Raw genomic sequence first — 15,966 nt, forward strand, 5'->3', positions numbered from 1 at the left:
GAGTAGGCAATCCATTGAAATCGTGCATACTGTGCGCCTTTTGGTGGGCGTATAAACAATACAGAACCGAGGATTAAGGTTCTTAAACGCACGCATCAGCTTATGGATGTTCTAGCAAAAAGAAATCAATTATGAGCACAGAACATAAACAGTCTTTATCGGCGGTAACCCTGGCGGCAATAGGGGTAGTTTACGGTGATATTGGTACCAGCCCGCTCTATACCTTGAGAGAGTGCTTTTCTGGTCATTATGGTTTTGATGTCCGCCCGGACGTGGTGTTTGGCTTTTTATCGCTGATTTTCTGGATGCTTATCCTGATTGTCTCGATTAAATATCTTACCTATGTCATGCGGGCCGATAACGCCGGCGAAGGGGGCATTTTAACGTTAATGTCTTTGGCAGGGCGTAATACCTCTTCCAGAGCCACCTCAATACTGGTGATTCTCGGGTTAATTGGCGGCAGTTTCTTTTATGGTGAGGTGGTCATCACCCCGGCAATATCCGTTATGTCGGCCATTGAAGGGCTAGAAATAGCAGCCCCAGCATTAGACCCTTATATTGTTCCCTGCTCCATTGCGGTACTCACCCTGCTGTTTGTGATTCAAAAGCACGGTACCGGCAGTGTCGGTAAATTATTCGCTCCCGTGATGCTGGTCTGGTTTCTGACGATCGCACTACTTGGTTTGCGCAGTATTATTGCGAATCCAGAAGTATTGGTTGCGCTGAATCCTAAATGGGCGATAGGTTTCTTTACTGAATATAAATCCGTGTCGTTTTATGCGCTTGGCGCAGTTGTACTGGCGATAACTGGGGTGGAAGCCTTATATGCAGATATGGGCCATTTTGGTAAATTCCCTATTCGTTTAGCCTGGTTTACCGTGGTTTTGCCCTCATTAGTACTGAACTATTTTGGTCAGGGCGCGTTATTGCTGAAAAATCCTGAAGCCATCAAAAACCCCTTCTTCTTATTAGCTCCTGACTGGGCATTGATTCCGCTGTTAATTCTGGCAACCCTGGCGACCGTTATTGCCTCGCAGGCGGTTATTTCCGGTGTATTCTCGCTCACCCGGCAGGCGGTTCGCCTAGGCTATTTACCGCCAATGCGGATTATTCATACCTCCGAAATGGAATCTGGCCAGATATATATCCCGGTCATTAACTGGACTCTCTATCTGGCGGTGGTATTGGTTATTGTTGGCTTCGAACGTTCCAGTAACCTGGCGGCCGCGTACGGTATCGCCGTAACCGGTACCATGGTGATAACCAGTATTCTGTTCTGCATCGTGGCATTGAAAAACTGGCACTGGAATCGGGTATTTGTCGGCATCTTACTGGTGATTTTGCTGATTATCGATGTCCCTATGTTCTCTGCCAATGCGTTGAAATTGTTCTCCGGTGGTTGGTTGCCAGTGTCTCTGGGGCTGGTGATGTTTATCATCATGACGACCTGGAAAAGTGAACGTTTCGGTTTGCTGCGCCGTATGCATGAACACGGTAATTCACTGGAAGCGATGATTGCTTCATTGGAGAAATCCCCCCCAGTGCGGGTTACGGGTACTGCTGTGTATATGTCGCGCGCAATGAATGTCATTCCCTTCGCGCTGTTGCATAACCTTAAACATAATAAGGTGTTGCATGAACGGGTTGTGCTACTGACATTGCGAACTGAAGATGCGCCGTATGTGCACAATGTGAACCGGGTAACCATCGAACAACTCTCCCCGACGTTTTGGCGAGTGGTGGCCAGTTATGGTTGGCGTGAAACACCGAATGTGGAAGAAATCTTCCATCGCTGCGGCCTGGAGGGGTTGCCATGCCAGATGATGGAAACCTCATTCTTTATGTCCCATGAGTCGCTAATCCTTACCAAGCGGCCGTGGTACCTGTTCCTGCGCGGTAAGTTATTTATTGCGCTCAGTCGGAATGCGCTGCGTGCAGCTGACCAGTTTGAGATCCCACCGAATAGGGTGATTGAGCTTGGGACGCAGGTAGAGATTTAATCTGAAAGGCCGTTATGATTAACGGCCTTTTTTGTACCTATTCTTCTTCTTTTCCCACTGTTCAGCGAAACGTTTCGATGGCGATCACAATTTCATCAAATTGGGTTTGCCTTCTGCGGCTATTTTTCTAAACTCAGTATCAGCGAAACGTTTCGCTGTTGGAGTGGAAAATGAAAAAAGGCGCATTACTTAATTCTGATATTTCCGCTGTTATCTCCCGCCTGGGCCATACCGATCAGGTTGTGATAGGTGATGCGGGGCTGCCGATACCGGCAACCACCACACGTATCGATCTGGCACTGACACGAGGCGTCCCTGGATTTCTTCAGGTTCTTGAGGTGGTAACACAAGAAATGCAGGTTGAAAGTGCAGTCTTGGCGGAGGAGATCGTTAAAAATAATCCGCAACTCCATGAAGCGTTACTCGCGCAACTATCACAACTTGAGCAGCACCAGGGAAACCAAATTGTTTTGCGCTATATCAGCCATGAGGCTTTTAAAGAGCAAACCAAACAAAGCCGGGCAGTGATCCGTAGCGGGGAATGTTCCCCCTTTGCTAATGTCATTCTCTGTTCCGGCGTAACCTTCTGAGGCATTTATGCAACCTTTGCTGCAACTTAAAGGGATTGATAAAGCCTTTCCCGGCGTTAAAGCACTCTCCGGTGCCGCACTGAGTGTCTATCCCGGCAGGGTGATGGCACTGGTAGGCGAAAATGGCGCTGGAAAATCGACCATGATGAAAGTGCTGACCGGCATCTACAGTAAAGATGCTGGCAGTCAGTATTTTATGGGTAAGGAAGTGGCGTTTAATGGCCCAAAAGACTCGCAGGAAGCGGGCATTGGCATTATTCATCAGGAACTTAACCTGATTCCTCAATTAACTATCGCAGAAAACATCTTCTTAGGGCGTGAGTTTGTTAATCGTTTTGGCAGCATCGATTGGAAAAAGATGTATGCCGAAGCCGATTTACTGCTGGCGCGTCTTAATATCAGTTACAGCAGCCATCGGCTAGTGGGTGAGCTTTCCATTGGTGATCAGCAAATGGTGGAGATAGCCAAAGTGCTGAGCTTTGAATCCAAAGTGATCATTATGGATGAGCCAACCGATGCGCTTACCGATACTGAAACCGCCTCTCTGTTTAATGTGATTAAAGAGCTAAAGGCGGAAGGTCGCGGAATTGTTTATATCTCTCACCGGTTAAAAGAGATTTTTGAGATTTGCGACGACGTCACGGTATTTCGTGATGGGCAATTTATTGCCGAAAAACCGGTTGATAGTCTGACTGAAAACTCACTGATTGAGATGATGGTGGGCCGTAAGCTGGAAGAACAGTACCCGCGCTTGAATATACCCCGTGGTGAAAAGCGTTTGCAGGTCAAACAGCTATGCGGCCCGGGCGTGAAAAATGTCAGTTTCACTTTATACAGTGGCGAAATTTTGGGGGTTGCCGGTCTCATGGGGGCTGGTCGCACCGAGCTGATGAAAATCATCTATGGCGCGCTACCGCGTAAATCAGGTTTTGTGATGTTGGATGGCCGCGAAGTTGTCACCCATTCACCACAAGATGGTCTGGCAAATGGCATTGTCTATATTTCTGAAGACCGCAAACGGGATGGTTTGGTACTTGGAATGTCAGTTAAAGAGAATATGTCTTTGACTGCATTGCGTTATTTTAGCCGTTCAGGTGGTTCGCTCAAGCATGCTGAAGAGCAGCAGGCGGTATCGGATTTCATTCGTTTATTTAATATTAAAACACCTTCCATGGAACAACCTATTGGTTTGTTATCCGGTGGTAACCAGCAGAAAGTGGCTATTGCACGCGGTTTAATGACCCGTCCTAAAGTGTTGATCCTTGATGAACCTACCCGTGGTGTCGACGTCGGGGCTAAAAAAGAAATTTACCAATTAATCAACCAATTCAAACAAGAAGGGTTGAGCATCATTCTGGTTTCCTCAGAAATGCCGGAAGTGCTGGGCATGAGTGACCGCATTCTTGTGATGCATGAAGGCCAGCTAAGCGGCGAGTTCTCTATTGAACAGGCTACCCAGGAAGTGTTGATGGCGGCAGCCGTTGGCAAGCGTGATTTATTGAAAAATAATTTATTTACACTCTAAATAATTCGAGTTGCAGGAAGCCAACGCAAATGCGGCTTGAAATATGACGAGTAGAGCAGGAGTAATCAGATATGAGTTCCCAAGCTATCCAGACAAAACGCTGGTTCAGTAAAGAATGGTTATTAGAACAAAAATCACTGATTGCGCTGCTGGTGCTGATTGCTGTGGTTTCGTCACTAAGCCCGAACTTCTTTACCCTAAATAACATGTTTAACATTCTCCAGCAGACTTCTGTCAATGCCATTATGGCGGTGGGTATGACGCTGGTTATCCTGACATCCGGTATTGATTTGTCTGTCGGGTCATTATTGGCACTGACTGGCGCAGTAGCGGCATCTATTGTTGGGTTGGAAGTGAATGCTTTGGTTGCCGTCGCAGCTGCATTGGCGCTAGGGGCATTTATTGGTGCCATAACCGGGGTCATTGTCGCTAAAGGTAAGGTACAAGCGTTCATTGCCACTCTGGTCATGATGCTGTTATTACGTGGCGTTACTATGGTTTACACCAATGGTAGCCCAGTAAATACCGGTTTTACTGATGTGGCTGATACTTTTGGCTGGTTCGGTATCGGGCGCCCATTGGGTATACCAACACCAATCTGGTTGATGGCTATCGTCTTTATTGCTGTGTGGTACATGTTGCACCACACTCGCCTGGGCCGCTATATCTACGCATTGGGTGGCAATGAGTCAGCAACACGGCTCTCTGGTATTAGCGTAGATAAAGTTAAGATTATTGTTTATTCATTATGTGGATTGTTAGCGGCACTGGCTGGGATTATCGAAGTGGCCCGCCTGTCGTCAGCACAACCTACAGCCGGTACTGGCTATGAACTGGATGCAATCGCAGCCGTGGTTCTTGGGGGTACCAGCCTTGCTGGGGGTAAGGGGCGGATCGTCGGCACCCTGATTGGCGCGTTAATCCTCGGCTTTTTAAATAACGGTTTGAATTTATTGGGTGTCTCCTCTTACTACCAAATGATCGTAAAGGCAGTGGTTATCCTGCTGGCGGTATTGGTAGACAATAAAAGCAGCAAATAACCTCCTAACTCCCTACAGGAATTGCGACCATGAAAATGAAGAAACTAGCTACCTTGATCTCTGTTGTTGCCCTGAGCGCCACCGTAAGTGCTAACGCACTGGCAAAAGACACCATCGCACTGGTAGTTTCCACGTTGAATAATCCGTTCTTTGTTTCAATGAAAGACGGCGCGCAAAAAGAAGCGGATAAACTCGGCTATAACCTGGTGGTATTGGATTCTCAAAATAACCCAGCGAAAGAACTGGCTAACGTGCAGGATCTGACGGTTCGCGGCACCAAACTGTTGCTGATTAACCCAACTGATTCCGATGCAGTCGGTAACGCAGTCAAAATGGCAAATAAGGCCAATATCCCGGTTATCACACTCGACCGTTTGGCAAACTCTGGCACTGTGGTGAGTCACGTTGCCTCCGATAACCGTTTTGGTGGCAAAATGGCCGGTGATTTCATTGCCAAAAAATTGGGTAATGATGCCAAAGTGATTCAGTTGGAAGGGATTGCGGGGGCGTCTGCGGCCCGTGAACGTGGTGAAGGCTTCAAGCAGTCAATGGATCAACATAAATTCCAACTGTTAGCCAGCCAACCTGCTGATTTTGATCGTACTAAAGGTTTGAATGTGATGCAGAACCTGCTGACCGCCCACCCGAATGTTCAGGCTGTATTCGCACAGAACGACGAGATGGCACTGGGCGCACTGCGTGCCTTGCAAACAGCCGGTAAAGCCGATGTGCTAGTGGTTGGTTTTGATGGCACCGACGACGGTCTTAAAGCCGTTCAAGGCGGCAAACTGGGCGCAACTATCGCTCAACGCCCTGACCAGATTGGTGTTATTGGCGTGCAAACCGCTGATAAAGTATTGAAAGGCGAGAAAGTGCAGGCCGTTATCCCGGTTGATTTGAAATTAGTGACTAAATAATATCGAAAAGCAGGGCATATAACGCCGCTACCCTAAAACGGAAAACAAAACGTTACGGGTGGCGGTGTCATTCACAAAGGAATAAATACGATGAAAACAGGCAAACTGGTGGTCTTGGGCAGCATCAATGCCGACCATATTCTGAATGTTGAGCAGTTTCCGCGCCCAGGTGAAACGGTGATCGGGAAGCAGTATAAAGTGGCGTTTGGTGGCAAAGGTGCTAACCAGGCGGTAGCTGCTGGCCGTAGCGGAGCAAACATCGCGTTTATTGCCTGTGTGGGTAAAGATGATATTGGTGACCGGGTGCGCCAGCAATTAGCCAACGATAACATTGATACTGCGCCAATCGAGGCTGTAGCGGATACCACAACCGGTGTTGCTTTGATTTTCGTGAATGGTGAAGGCGAAAACGTCATTGGTATCAATGCCGGTGCTAACTCGGCAGTTACACCTGAATATCTTGGTCGCTACCAGCAGCAAGTTATCGATGCAGATGCATTATTGATGCAACTGGAATCACCACTTGAGACAGTTATTGCTGCCGCTAAATTGGCGAAGCTGCATCAAACACAGGTTATTCTTAATCCGGCACCAGCTCGTGAATTACCGGACGAGCTATTAACGCTGGTGGATATGATTACTCCGAATGAAACAGAAGCCGAGCGTTTAACGGGGATTCATATTGATCAGGATGATGACGCAGCGCAAGCAGCGCAAATTCTGCATGATAAAGGCATCGCTACCGTAATCATTACATTGGGTAGCCGTGGCGTATGGCTTAGTGAACAAGGTAAAGGGAAATTGGTTGCCGGGTTCAAGGTTAACGCCGTAGATACTATTGCTGCTGGTGATACATTCAATGGCGCATTATTAACTGCGTTATTGGAAGGTCAGATAATGGACTCAGCAGTACGTTTTGCTCACGCAGCAGCCGCTATCGCGGTGACTCGCCCCGGCGCGCAGCCCTCTATTCCGTGGCGTGCAGAGATAGACAGTTTCCTACAAGGCCAGGTATAACTTTGGCCACCATGAAAGACGTCGCCCGCCTGGCGGGTGTATCTACGTCAACAGTCTCACATGTTATTAATAAAAACCGCTTTGTCAGTGATCCTATTCGCGACAAAGTGCTGGCTGCTATCAAACAGCTCAACTATGCCCCTTCAGCACTGGCTCGTAGTTTGAAACTCAATCAAACCCGTACCATTGGTATGTTGGTTACCGCCAGTAGCAACCCATTTTATGCTGAAGTAGTCCGTGGCGTGGAGCGCAGTTGCTATGAGCGTGGTTACAGTTTGATTCTATGCAATACCGAAGGCGATATCGATCGCATGAGCCGTAGCATTGAAACTCTGATGCAAAAGCGCGTCGATGGTCTGCTACTGATGTGCACTGAAAATCACCGCCCTTCTCAAGATATTCTGCGTTGCTACCCGTCATTACCGATAATCATGATGGATTGGGCACCCTTTGAGGGCGTCAATGACGTGATTCAGGATAATTCATTATTGGGTGGCGAAATGGCAACCTCATATTTGATTGCCAGAGGCTATACCCGAATTGCCTGTATTGCTGGCCCACAAGATAAAACCCCTGCCAAAGAACGTTTGGAAGGGTACCGTCAGGCTATGGATCGCGCAGGTTTACCTATTCCATCCGGTTATGAAGTTGCCGGTGATTTTGAATTTTGTGGCGGTTTAGTCGCCATGAAACAGTTGCTTGCGCTACCGGAACCGCCAGAAGCGGTATTTACCAGTAATGATGCGATGGCTGTTGGGGTTTATCAGGCATTGCATCAGGCGGGGTTATCGATACCACAAGATATGGCGGTTATTGGTTACGATGATATTGAAATCGCACAATATATGACACCGCCATTGACCACTATCCATCAACCAAAAGACTCCCTTGGTGAACTGGCTATTGATACACTGATTCATCGATTGAATAACCCGGAAGCGGAACCACAAGTTCTGATTCTCACTCCCGAGCTAATCGAGCGGGGATCGGTGGTCAGTTGTTAAACTTCACTCTCCGCAGGTTGTGTGGCTTTTTTGCTATTACGGCCTTGAATTAGATTGTCGCCATCATTTGGTTTCAGTAATAAGAACACCATGGATGAAAGTAATGTCACTATTCCCATTGTAATAAAGGTGTAGTGGAAGTGATCGACATTGCCACCAAACGATAACCCATCATAAAACCGCAATACCACCGCACTAATGGCAACGCCAAAGCTAATGGCCAGTTGTTGGGTTACCGCCAAAACACTGTTACCTGAGCTGGCATTGTTATCGGTTAAGTCAGCCAGTGTGATGGTATTCATCGCAGTGAACTGTGTCGACATTGCCATCCCCAAGACAAACAGCGGCAATATCATCATCCACGGTGACATGCCCGGTGATTGCAGCGCAAATAGCGCAATCAGCACTCCGATAATAACCGTAATACCTACCAATACAGTCCTATAACCCAGTGAACGTAATACTTGAGTAACGGCAGATTTTGCCATCATCGAACCAATGGCGGTTGGGGCCATCATACAACCGGCAATAATAGCGGAATAGCCAAATCCGACCTGCAACATCAGTGGCATTAGGAAAGGAACGCAGCCAGTCCCTAAACGCGAGGCCACGTTACCGGCAATCCCAACCGAGAATGTTCGGTTTTTAAATAGCGGTAAACCAATCAATGGATTTGGATGACCTTTGGCGTGGAATATATAGAAGAGCAACATCAATAAACCACTCAGTAACACCGTGACTGGCAGATAGCTGGCGATATCCGGTCGGCCCATTATCTCCAGACTTACGGATATCAGGACCAAACTGCTACCAAATAGCAGGAAACCGATAATATCAAAGGCACGTTTAGGCATGGTGAAGTCCGGCATATATTTACGGGCATAAAAGATGCCCAGTAAGCCGATAGGAATATTAAGGATAAAGATCCAATGCCAAGTGGTATAGGTCACCAGTAATCCACCTAATAGTGGCCCCATCACCGGGCCGACTAACCCTGGGATAGTGACAAAATTCAGAACCGGCAATAATTCACTGCGTGGGTAAGCCCTGATCAGCGCAAGCCGGGCCACAGGCATCATCATTGCGCCACCCACCCCTTGAATAACCCGGGAGGCCACCAGAAAAGCCAATGAATCTGAAAGTGCACACAGTAATGACCCTAGCGTAAATAGAGATACAGCCAGAATGAATACCCGTCGGGTACCAAAACGGTCCGCTAGCCAGCCACTCACTGGAATCAACATCGCGACCGTCAGGGTATAGCTGATAATTGCTGACTGCATGGTCAGTGGTGAGCGGTTAAGGCTTTCAGCAATTGATGGGAGTGCCGTATTCAGTATGGTGGCATCCAAAGCCTGCATAAAGAAGGCCATGGCAGCTAGCCAAGGAAGGCCCGCCATACTGCGTGCAGATTTTATCATTGTTCGTCCTGATTATAGGGGTGAGTGTGAGCACCTTCTTTATATATATAGATAGAACAGCTAGCCGTTAATTTTTATCTGTTAATAATACCTGACATGCCAGCAAGGCTCCCTGACTGTCACCTGCCAAAATTGTATCAACAATATCCTGATGGTATTGCAGCTTAATCACTTCATCGCCGGTAATGGCGCGAAAATAGCTGTGATAAACCGAACTGAACAAATTGGCGAAAGAGGTCAAAAACGGATTACCACTGGCTTCATATATTAACTGATGAAATTGAGCATCCACTTGAATCCATTTTTCACGATTAAAGTGAGTATCTAACGCACGCATCTCTGCAATCAGTGATGCTAACAATGCTCGCTGTTGCTCATTGGCATTAATGGCTGCCAATGAACAGGCTTGAGGCTCAAGTGAGGTTCTTAATATAAGGAAGTGTTGCATCACTTGATCGAAATTCTCTCTGTTCAGCCACCAAGTGAGTAACTCCTGATCAAGGTAGTTCCAATTTGTTTGTGGCATCACTCGGGTACCAATGCGTGGGCGGGGTAATAACATCCCTTTTGCTGCCAGCATCTTTACTGCTTCACGAACGGCAGTACGACTAACACCAAATTGCTCCCCCAACTCTATCTCACCAGGCAGTATGCTGCCGGCTGCATATTCTCCGGCGAGAATTCGCTGGCCAATCTTCTCAGCCAACAGGTAAGAGAGATTTCGCTGGGCGGCCTGTTGTTGGGTATTTAGTTGCATGGTGATTTGTCCTATCTATCTTCTTATATATCTATTTTACTCTACTGTTTAACACTGGTAGTGAATGTTTAGCTTAATAATTGTTTAAACATTGGTCTTTTAGCCTATTTTTGCTGAAATAAAACGCGGTTGAAAAGTTTTTTCAAATTAGGGGTTGCAGGCTGTCAGGAACTCCCTATAATGCGCCTCCACTGACCGGGAACAACGAAACAGACTTCGCCGGGTCAGGAAGCGAAAAGAATGATTTTGACTTCGAAAGAAACCAAAGAAATTCTTGACTCTTCAGCGGGAAAGCGTATTATCTGCCTCCCGCGTTACCGTAAGATTCGCCGAAAGGCAAACGGGTAACGAACGCTCTTTAACAATTTATCAGACAATCTGTGTGGGCACTCGCAAGACGATATCGAAGCCTGTTTCGGCAGGCAGAAGAAATATCAAAGTCTTGAAGAGTGACCAAAGCAGTACACATTTGAACTTCGGTTCGAATGCTTATTTGCAGAAAGTAATCTTTGAGCATCGCTGCTTTTATTAGCAGCAAATCAAACAAATCTTAAATTGAAGAGTTTGATCATGGCTCAGATTGAACGCTGGCGGCAGGCCTAACACATGCAAGTCGAGCGGCAGCGGGAAGTAGTTTACTACTTTGCCGGCGAGCGGCGGACGGGTGAGTAATGTCTGGGAAACTGCCTGATGGAGGGGGATAACTACTGGAAACGGTAGCTAATACCGCATGACCTCGCAAGAGCAAAGTGGGGGACCTTCGGGCCTCACGCCATCGGATGTGCCCAGATGGGATTAGCTAGTAGGTGGGGTAATGGCTCACCTAGGCGACGATCCCTAGCTGGTCTGAGAGGATGACCAGCCACACTGGAACTGAGACACGGTCCAGACTCCTACGGGAGGCAGCAGTGGGGAATATTGCACAATGGGCGCAAGCCTGATGCAGCCATGCCGCGTGTGTGAAGAAGGCCTTCGGGTTGTAAAGCACTTTCAGCGAGGAGGAAGGCAGTCGTGTTAATAGCACGGTTGATTGACGTTACTCGCAGAAGAAGCACCGGCTAACTCCGTGCCAGCAGCCGCGGTAATACGGAGGGTGCAAGCGTTAATCGGAATTACTGGGCGTAAAGCGCACGCAGGCGGTTTGTTAAGTCAGATGTGAAATCCCCGCGCTTAACGTGGGAACTGCATTTGAAACTGGCAAGCTAGAGTCTTGTAGAGGGGGGTAGAATTCCAGGTGTAGCGGTGAAATGCGTAGAGATCTGGAGGAATACCGGTGGCGAAGGCGGCCCCCTGGACAAAGACTGACGCTCAGGTGCGAAAGCGTGGGGAGCAAACAGGATTAGATACCCTGGTAGTCCACGCTGTAAACGATGTCGACTTGGAGGTTGTGCCCTTGAGGCGTGGCTTCCGGAGCTAACGCGTTAAGTCGACCGCCTGGGGAGTACGGCCGCAAGGTTAAAACTCAAATGAATTGACGGGGGCCCGCACAAGCGGTGGAGCATGTGGTTTAATTCGATGCAACGCGAAGAACCTTACCTACTCTTGACATCCACAGAACTTAGCAGAGATGCTTCGGTGCCTTCGGGAACTGTGAGACAGGTGCTGCATGGCTGTCGTCAGCTCGTGTTGTGAAATGTTGGGTTAAGTCCCGCAACGAGCGCAACCCTTATCCTTTGTTGCCAGCACGTAATGGTGGGAACTCAAGGGAGACTGCCGGTGATAAACCGGAGGAAGGTGGGGATGACGTCAAGTCATCATGGCCCTTACGAGTAGGGCTACACACGTGCTACAATGGCAGATACAAAGTGAAGCGAACTCGCGAGAGCAAGCGGACCACATAAAGTCTGTCGTAGTCCGGATTGGAGTCTGCAACTCGACTCCATGAAGTCGGAATCGCTAGTAATCGTAGATCAGAATGCTACGGTGAATACGTTCCCGGGCCTTGTACACACCGCCCGTCACACCATGGGAGTGGGTTGCAAAAGAAGTAGGTAGCTTAACCTTCGGGAGGGCGCTTACCACTTTGTGATTCATGACTGGGGTGAAGTCGTAACAAGGTAACCGTAGGGGAACCTGCGGTTGGATCACCTCCTTACCTAACGATACGCATTGCGTAGTGTCCACACAGATTGTCTGATGAATGTAAATGAGCAAGAGCACCTGTTGATGAGGGTGATGATTGTGTAATAAGACCTCGGTATCGAGTTTTTACTGCATCAGTCGTTCGAATGTGTCACCACATTTTCACCTTTACACAAAAATACTGAATCAGTGATTCAGTAGAAATTTTTGTGTCCCCATCGTCTAGAGGCCTAGGACACTGCCCTTTCACGGCTGTAACAGGGGTTCGAATCCCCTTGGGGACGCCACTCCGATAATGTGTGAAAGACATTATCAACTGAATATCTTAAAGATGACTTTAACGAGTCGTGTTTAAGATATTGCTCTTTAACAATCTGGAACAAGCTGAAAATTGAAACATTACAGCCGAAATTTATCTCTCCGTAGATGTACTGAGATAAAGAGTAACCTGTAATAGAGTCTCTCAAATAATCGCAATGCCAATGGGTAATCATTGTTGCAGTGTGAGCGAGAAGACACTCAGCAAGGCGTACAGCGCACAGCAACCGGAGTGAACTTAACGTTCATGAGGATTGCGCGCACTGCACAACATAGCAGAGTGTGTTCACAGCCACACCAATAACGAAAAACACCTTTGGGTTGTGAGGTTAAGCGACTAAGCGTACACGGTGGATGCCTAGGCAGTCAGAGGCGATGAAGGGCGTGCTAATCTGCGAAAAGCGTCGGTAAGCTGATATGAAGCGTTATAACCGACGATACCCGAATGGGGAAACCCAGTGCAATTCGTTGCACTATTGCATGGTGAATACATAGCCATGCAAGGCGAACCGGGGGAACTGAAACATCTAAGTACCCCGAGGAAAAGAAATCAACCGAGATTCCCCCAGTAGCGGCGAGCGAACGGGGAAGAGCCCAGAGTCTGAATCAGTTTGTGTGTTAGTGGAAGCGTCTGGAAAGTCGCACGGTACAGGGTGATAGTCCCGTACACCAAAACACACTTGCTGTGAACTCGATGAGTAGGGCGGGACACGTGACATCCTGTCTGAATATGGGGGGACCATCCTCCAAGGCTAAATACTCCTGACTGACCGATAGTGAACCAGTACCGTGAGGGAAAGGCGAAAAGAACCCCGGCGAGGGGAGTGAAATAGAACCTGAAACCGTGTACGTACAAGCAGTGGGAGCCTACTTTGTTGGGTGACTGCGTACCTTTTGTATAATGGGTCAGCGACTTATATTTTGTAGCAAGGTTAACCGAATAGGGGAGCCGTAGGGAAACCGAGTCTTAACTGGGCGTCTAGTTGCAAGGTATAGACCCGAAACCCGGTGATCTAGCCATGGGCAGGTTGAAGGTTGGGTAACACTAACTGGAGGACCGAACCGACTAATGTTGAAAAATTAGCGGATGACTTGTGGCTGGGGGTGAAAGGCCAATCAAACCGGGAGATAGCTGGTTCTCCCCGAAAGCTATTTAGGTAGCGCCTCGTGAACTCATCTTCGGGGGTAGAGCACTGTTTCGGCTAGGGGGTCATCCCGACTTACCAAACCGATGCAAACTCCGAATACCGAAGAATGTTATCACGGGAGACACACGGCGGGTGCTAACGTCCGTCGTGAAGAGGGAAACAACCCAGACCGCCAGCTAAGGTCCCAAAGTCATGGTTAAGTGGGAAACGATGTGGGAAGGCATAGACAGCCAGGATGTTGGCTTAGAAGCAGCCATCATTTAAAGAAAGCGTAATAGCTCACTGGTCGAGTCGGCCTGCGCGGAAGATGTAACGGGGCTAAACCATGCACCGAAGCTGCGGCAGCGACGCTTAGGCGTTGTTGGGTAGGGGAGCGTTCTGTAAGCCGTTGAAGGTGACCTGTGAGGGTTGCTGGAGGTATCAGAAGTGCGAATGCTGACATAAGTAACGATAATGCGGGTGAAAAACCCGCACGCCGGAAGACCAAGGGTTCCTGTCCAACGTTAATCGGGGCAGGGTGAGTCGACCCCTAAGGCGAGGCTGAAAAGCGTAGTCGATGGGAAACAGGTTAATATTCCTGTACTTGGTGTTACTGCGAAGGGGGGACGGAGAAGGCTAGGCTAGCCGGGCGACGGTTGTCCCGGTTTAAGCATGTAGGCGGAGTGACTTGGTAAATCCGGTTGCTTATCAACGCTGAGGTGTGATGACGAGCCACTACGGTGGTGAAGTAGTTGATGCCAAGCTTCCAGGAAAAGCCTCTAAGCATCAGGTAACATTAAATCGTACCCCAAACCGACACAGGTGGTCAGGTAGAGAATACTCAGGCGCTTGAGAGAACTCGGGTGAAGGAACTAGGCAAAATGGTGCCGTAACTTCGGGAGAAGGCACGCTGGCATTAGGTAATGGGACTTGCTCCCGGCGCCGAAGCCAGTCGCAGATACCAGCTGGCTGCAACTGTTTAATAAAAACACAGCACTGTGCAAACACGAAAGTGGACGTATACGGTGTGACGCCTGCCCGGTGCTGGAAGGTTAATTGATGGGGTCAGCCGCAAGGCGAAGCTCTTGATCGAAGCCCCAGTAAACGGCGGCCGTAACTATAACGGTCCTAAGGTAGCGAAATTCCTTGTCGGGTAAGTTCCGACCTGCACGAATGGCGTAATGATGGCCAGGCTGTCTCCACCCGAGACTCAGTGAAATTGAACTCGCTGTGAAGATGCAGTGTACCCGCGGCAAGACGGAAAGACCCCGTGAACCTTTACTATAGCTTGACACTGAACATTGAGCCTTGATGTGTAGGATAGGTGGGAGGCATCGAAGTGTGGACGCCAGTCTGCATGGAGCCAACCTTGAAATACCACCCTTTAATGTTTGATGTTCTAACTCGGCCCCGTGATCCGGGGTGAGGACAGTGTCTGGTGGGTAGTTTGACTGGGGCGGTCTCCTCCCAAAGAGTAACGGAGGAGCACGAAGGTTAGCTAATCACGGTCGGACATCGTGAGGTTAGTGCAAAGGCATAAGCTAGCTTGACTGCGAGAGTGACGGCTCGAGCAGGTACGAAAGTAGGTCTTAGTGATCCGGTGGTTCTGAATGGAAGGGCCATCGCTCAACGGATAAAAGGTACTCCGGGGATAACAGGCTGATACCGCCCAAGAGTTCATATCGACGGCGGTGTTTGGCACCTCGATGTCGGCTCATCACATCCTGGGGCTGAAGTAGGTCCCAAGGGTATGGCTGTTCGCCATTTAAAGTGGTACGCGAGCTGGGTTTAGAACGTCGTGAGACAGTTCGGTCCCTATCTGCCGTGGGCGTTGGAAGATTGAGAGGGGCTGCTCCTAGTACGAGAGGACCGGAGTGGACGAATCACTGGTGTTCGGGTTGTCATGCCAATGGCATTGCCCGGTAGCTAAATTCGGAAGAGATAACCGCTGAAAGCATCTAAGCGGGAAACTTGCCTCGAGATGAGTCTTCCCTGGGGCTTTAAGCCCCCTGAAGGAACGTTAAAGACTATGACGTTGATAGGCTGGGTGTGTAAGTGCAGCGATGCATTGAGCTAACCAGTACTAATGATCCGTGAGGCTTAACCTTACAACACCAAAGGTGTTTTAGATTTGAGAGATAGAAATTTTCAGCGAAGTTCCGAGATTG

At 48.7% G+C, this 15,966-nt stretch carries 9 protein-coding genes, 1 tRNA gene and 2 rRNA genes; 10 read left to right on the forward strand and 2 right to left on the reverse strand.

All coding sequences use genetic code 11. The annotated features are described in order from the left end of the window. Positions 1-131 precede the first annotated feature (131 nt). The 7 genes from kup to rbsR all read left to right on the forward strand — a co-directional run bounded on the left by kup (position 132) and on the right by rbsR (position 8,093). Entirely contained in the window at positions 132-2,000 is a 1,869-nt protein-coding gene (kup, locus tag V2A84_RS19265) for a low affinity potassium transporter Kup (protein ID WP_083161595.1), read from the forward strand. 170 nt (positions 2,001-2,170) lie between these two features. After that, positions 2,171-2,590 carry a D-ribose pyranase gene (gene rbsD / locus V2A84_RS19270; RefSeq protein ID WP_083161597.1) on the forward strand — a complete coding sequence of 140 codons (420 nt, stop codon included), beginning with the start codon at positions 2,171-2,173 and terminating at the stop codon, positions 2,588-2,590. Between the two features lie 7 nt (positions 2,591-2,597). Beyond that, the gene (rbsA, locus tag V2A84_RS19275) at positions 2,598-4,115 is read left to right on the forward strand and encodes a ribose ABC transporter ATP-binding protein RbsA (protein ID WP_083161599.1); all 1,518 of its coding nucleotides are present in this window, start codon (positions 2,598-2,600) and stop codon (positions 4,113-4,115) included. Between the two features lie 71 nt (positions 4,116-4,186). Beyond that, entirely contained in the window at positions 4,187-5,155 is a 969-nt protein-coding gene (gene rbsC / locus V2A84_RS19280; protein WP_083161601.1) for a ribose ABC transporter permease, read from the forward strand. A 29-nt stretch (positions 5,156-5,184) separates the two neighbouring features. Continuing rightward, a complete protein-coding gene (gene rbsB / locus V2A84_RS19285) occupies positions 5,185-6,072 on the forward strand; it encodes a ribose ABC transporter substrate-binding protein RbsB (RefSeq protein ID WP_083161603.1) in 888 nt (295 codons plus the stop codon). Positions 6,073-6,162: 90 nt separating this feature from the next. Then, positions 6,163-7,089 carry a ribokinase gene (rbsK, locus tag V2A84_RS19290; RefSeq protein WP_083161605.1) on the forward strand — a complete coding sequence of 309 codons (927 nt, stop codon included), beginning with the start codon at positions 6,163-6,165 and terminating at the stop codon, positions 7,087-7,089. Positions 7,090-7,091: 2 nt separating this feature from the next. Beyond that, entirely contained in the window at positions 7,092-8,093 is a 1,002-nt protein-coding gene (rbsR, locus tag V2A84_RS19295) for a ribose operon transcriptional repressor RbsR (protein WP_083161607.1), read from the forward strand. On the opposite strand, the gene mdtD is transcribed toward rbsR, so the two are convergent. Continuing rightward, complete coding sequence (mdtD, locus tag V2A84_RS19300) at positions 8,090-9,514, reverse strand: multidrug transporter subunit MdtD (protein ID WP_083161609.1); 1,425 nt, start codon at positions 9,512-9,514, stop codon at positions 8,090-8,092. The genes rbsR and mdtD overlap by 4 nt on opposite strands. 67 nt (positions 9,515-9,581) lie before the next feature. Next, the gene (locus tag V2A84_RS19305) at positions 9,582-10,271 is read right to left on the reverse strand and encodes a FadR/GntR family transcriptional regulator (protein ID WP_083161611.1); all 690 of its coding nucleotides are present in this window, start codon (positions 10,269-10,271) and stop codon (positions 9,582-9,584) included. A 552-nt stretch (positions 10,272-10,823) separates the two neighbouring features. Here V2A84_RS19305 and V2A84_RS19310 point away from each other — a divergent pair. The 3 genes from V2A84_RS19310 to V2A84_RS19320 all read left to right on the forward strand — a co-directional run bounded on the left by V2A84_RS19310 (position 10,824) and on the right by V2A84_RS19320 (position 15,906). Further along, positions 10,824-12,366 (forward strand): 16S ribosomal RNA (locus V2A84_RS19310). 198 nt (positions 12,367-12,564) lie between these two features. Beyond that, positions 12,565-12,640 (forward strand) — tRNA-Glu (locus V2A84_RS19315). Between the two features lie 358 nt (positions 12,641-12,998). Beyond that, positions 12,999-15,906: ribosomal RNA gene (locus V2A84_RS19320) — 23S ribosomal RNA — on the forward strand. Together the 16S and 23S rRNA genes with 1 tRNA gene alongside form the textbook arrangement of a ribosomal RNA operon. Positions 15,907-15,966: the final 60 nt, after the last annotated feature.

Source organism: Yersinia sp. 2553 StPb PI (assembly GCF_052217105.1).
Taxonomy (GTDB): Bacteria; Pseudomonadota; Gammaproteobacteria; order Enterobacterales; family Enterobacteriaceae; genus Yersinia; species Yersinia enterocolitica_E.

Bases quoted from the DNA above. Each gene is read 5' to 3' on its own strand.
- rbsK (WP_083161605.1), top strand. From the start codon at position 6,163: ATGAAAACAGGCAAACTGGTGGTCTTGGGCAGCATCAATGCCGACCAT.
- rbsD (WP_083161597.1), top strand. From the start codon at position 2,171: ATGAAAAAAGGCGCATTACTTAATTCTGATATTTCCGCTGTTATCTCC.
- kup (WP_083161595.1), top strand. From the start codon at position 132: ATGAGCACAGAACATAAACAGTCTTTATCGGCGGTAACCCTGGCGGCA.
- rbsB (WP_083161603.1), top strand. From the start codon at position 5,185: ATGAAAATGAAGAAACTAGCTACCTTGATCTCTGTTGTTGCCCTGAGC.
- rbsC (WP_083161601.1), top strand. From the start codon at position 4,187: ATGAGTTCCCAAGCTATCCAGACAAAACGCTGGTTCAGTAAAGAATGG.
- mdtD (WP_083161609.1), bottom strand. From the start codon at position 9,514: ATGATAAAATCTGCACGCAGTATGGCGGGCCTTCCTTGGCTAGCTGCC.
- rbsA (WP_083161599.1), top strand. From the start codon at position 2,598: ATGCAACCTTTGCTGCAACTTAAAGGGATTGATAAAGCCTTTCCCGGC.
- V2A84_RS19305 (WP_083161611.1), bottom strand. From the start codon at position 10,271: ATGCAACTAAATACCCAACAACAGGCCGCCCAGCGAAATCTCTCTTAC.